This is a genomic window from Erythrobacter sp. CCH5-A1 (genome assembly GCF_001557115.1).
In the GTDB taxonomy this organism is placed as follows: domain Bacteria; phylum Pseudomonadota; class Alphaproteobacteria; order Sphingomonadales; family Sphingomonadaceae; genus Erythrobacter.
Genome location: NZ_LSKQ01000013.1, coordinates 1 through 3294, shown reverse-complemented (window position 1 = coordinate 3294; position 3294 = coordinate 1). Strand labels below are relative to the sequence as shown.

The window sequence follows — 3294 nt, the reverse complement described above, 5'->3', positions numbered from 1 at the left end:
CCGCTTCCCATTGGCCTAACAAATAACGGCCAAGCACAAAATTCCTTACAGTCCCATTAGCTCCATTCGAGCAGCGGGTGTTGCTCTCCACAATCGGTGGCGGCGATGAACGCGAGGCTTTCGAAGAGCGGAGTGATTCCTGCCTTGACGAAAGCCGCGTAAGTCCGGTGATCTTCGAGCGCTGTCGCGAGCTTCTGCAGGGACAATTGGCCAGATTCATCTGCATGGCGGCCAAGAGAGGTGAGCACCTTGGACGCAAGGTCGCTGCTCATCGTGATGTCACCTACCAGAGCGATGTGTTCACTCACGCGCATCGTGATCGGCGCATCGCATTGCTGGTGCTCGATCCGCAGCATTCGTCCAAGAAACTGCGCTTCCTCGACGATCGCGATCATCTCCGCACGATGGTCGAAGCATGATGCGAACGCGGCGATGGCAAGCGCGTTGGCATTGATCTCGAAGTTCAGGGGCGCGGCCAGGAATTCGCCTGGATCTGCATCGATTGTACTGTTCGCGGTGTGCAGTCTGCGCATCAGCGCGGCGAGCTCTTGCGGGCGTATCTGAGCCGGTACCGAATGGAGCCTTGTCTCGATATCCTTGACGCGGAATGTGACGAGCATCTTTGCCTCCTGTCGCTGCTCGTCTCCTCCATCCCCCTCTCCTTTCTCACTTCCTGACCTTGTGGCTGAATGCCCACAAGGGGTCTGGTCCAGCCTGAGGATTGCCGGTCGGCCAATTGTCCTGATGCAGCCGCCGGCTCGGCAGCGATGCCCGCAAGATGCGAAGCATCGAGCACGGGCAAGGCGCGCCGGGCCAATGTAAAAGTGCCGCTGATACATTCAGGGATCGCGATGCTCGTGGCAGCGGGAGAAGGGGGTTCGATGCCCCCAGAGCCCGCCCCTTGCGCAAAAGAAGAACGGAAGGCCCCGGCATAAGCCGGAGCCTTCCGAAGAGCGCTCAGCCGAAGGTGCGCGAGCGCGTTTGCGCCTGATCGCTTATGCGGCGAATGTGCAGCGGCACGCCAGCCTGACGGAGGCGCTGTGCAAGGTTCGACTGGATGCCGGATCCTTCTCCGATGATCGCTTCAACCGGGTTCAGTTTGACGATGCTCTCGTTGCGCAGGAACGGAGCGCGGTTGCCGTGGCGCTGGTCGGGAACGAACAGGATCGTGTTGACCCCGTTCTGCTGCGCCCATGCACCCGCCATGGCGTCGACGCCCTTGCGCATGCCGGTCGTGCCAAGGACCATGTTCGGGATCCGGGACTTGATGTCGTCGAGGATTGCCCAGATCATCGCGAAATCGTGCCAATCCTTCTGACCACCTGACACGATCACCAGCGGGCCATCGGGCTGGAATTGCGCTCTGCGATCCTTGGCGCGTGCTGCAAGGAAATCGCGTGCCTGCACCTGGCTTGCGGTCACCCCGTTCTTGCTGACTTGCGATCCCCGTGCGGCCGTGAAGGGGCGACCGGTTTCGACGCGGTAGACGTCCGCTGCATGGTCACGCATCGCCTCGAGCGCTTCGCGGCACCCTTGCAGTGTCTGGCAGAGCTGCTGTGTTTCCTCGAGCTCGACAGCGTAGATTTCCGAAGGGTCGAAGTGGCGTGCCATTTCGCCCAGCTTCTTTGCAGCATCGTCCTCGCGTCCTTCAGCCAGGCGTGCAGTCATGTGAAAGGAGTTGACCATGCCCCAGGCGAGCTGCTGCGCGAACTCTTCCATGCGCGTATCCTTGAGGACATCGAAGATCGTTCCGATTGCCAGCTCCACGGCGCGGCGCGCCATGTCGGGATCCGGCATCTCTGCAGCGATTGGAGCTTCAATGATGTTGAGCTTGGCCAGATCGCTGTGCTCGAGAAACGCCCCGTCGTAGGATTCCGTGATCCCTTCACGTGCATCGGCGAGATTGATCCGTGCCTGAGCCAGATCTGCGAACGAGTTGAAAACAGTCATAAAAGCCTCCGATTTTTTGAAATCGTCCCCACATTGGGAACAGCCAAAAACCCATCGGGCCGGACGAACCGTGTCAGGGACGGCGAGCTCGTCTCGCCGCCGCCATGGCGGGCGTGGGGGAACCGATTTTCTGCGGGGTGGCTGGCGCGCAGCGACACAGCCTCCCCGCTGAAAATTGGGGGGACCGCGATCCTTGACTAAGGGGCGACCGCCGATAGGTTTCGGCAAGTGTTCCTGTGTGTGTGGAAGAGACGTTCCCGCCCCCGAGCAAGAGAGACGAAGGCAGGCCCGGTCAGGCGCATCAGCGCCACACCGGGCCGCCCCTTCGGCCCTTCGGCCCTTCGAAGGGGTTACAGCGGGAACACCACCAATCTTGAAAGGCCGTTCGGCGGGGCTGGTCGGCAGGCGACGGACTGTCAGGGACGATGCCGCGAAGCCGGCATCGCCGCCGTGCGGGTGGTGAAGGCAAGCGCAGCGAAAGCCTGAGCCGATCCTTGACCGGACGGAGGATGCCGAATGACCCGCCTGCGCGCCACGGCGCGCATTACGGTCTGAAAGCTCCGACGGCGAACGCCTTCCTGACAAGGATAAGGCGCGTTCGCGGGTAAGGGGCGCTGCCCTGCCCGGACGGGCGGCGGCGCCGGGTTGCGGCAGAGCAGCTCCCGCGTTCAGCGAATGAGCCCATTGTCGGACCCCGCATTGGCGCTATGTTCGAGTGATGGCCGTCTGGCAGTTCGTCATCAACCTGATCCCTGCCTCTGCGGCGCGTATCGCAGGGGTCGACGCTGCACGGATGAGCCGCACGCAGCTCGACGAGATTGTTCTGGCGCTGCCAATCGCAGAGGCGAATGCGCTATTCGCGAAGCTCGACATGTTGCTGCCCGAGAAACCGCGATCCTACACCGGTCTCCGGGTGTGGGGTGACGAACCTGATGACGACATCCAGGTGAGCTTCGATGAGCAATACATCGAAGAAATCCAAGTCCGCTTCGATGTGGCGGATATGTCTTTGCCATTGATCGGCGGGGTCTGCGACTTCGCGCGGCATTTCGACTGCGTCTTTGCGACGCCGGAGGGTGCGATCATTCAGCCAAACCGGGAAGCTGTGATCAGGACGGTTCTGCAATCAGACGCAGCGCATTTCGTGCAAGACCCGCAGGGCTTCATTGAAAAGGCGGTCCGTCTGGATCGGGAAGACCGATAGGGTCCGCAGCCCATGAGGAGCAGGGCCGATACTTGAAGCGGACAGGCAGCTTCGCTTACTTTACCGCCGAAAGCGGAAATTCGCAAAGCGTTTAGAGTTTCGGACGCCGATAGGCGTCGGAAAGTCGACGGTGCCCGAAC

The 3294-nt window shown here is 61.4% G+C and carries 3 protein-coding genes; 1 reads left to right on the top strand and 2 read right to left on the bottom strand.

Translation table 11 applies throughout. The features are described 5' to 3' along the window. Nucleotides 1-56: 56 nt before the first annotated feature. Together AX708_RS00815 and AX708_RS00810 are read right to left on the bottom strand one after the other, a co-directional pair. Nucleotides 57-620, bottom strand: coding sequence for a hypothetical protein (locus AX708_RS00815; protein ID WP_067489169.1), 564 nt, complete (start codon nucleotides 618-620; stop codon nucleotides 57-59). Nucleotides 621-957: 337 nt separating this feature from the next. Then, nucleotides 958-1950, bottom strand: a complete 993-nt coding sequence (locus AX708_RS00810; protein ID WP_067489166.1) for a DUF2493 domain-containing protein — start codon at nucleotides 1948-1950, stop codon at nucleotides 958-960. 718 nt (nucleotides 1951-2668) lie between these two features. On the opposite strand from AX708_RS00810, the gene AX708_RS00805 reads away from it, so the two are divergent. Then, entirely contained in the window at nucleotides 2669-3154 is a 486-nt protein-coding gene (locus AX708_RS00805) for a hypothetical protein (RefSeq protein ID WP_066525125.1), read from the top strand. Nucleotides 3155-3294: the final 140 nt, after the last annotated feature.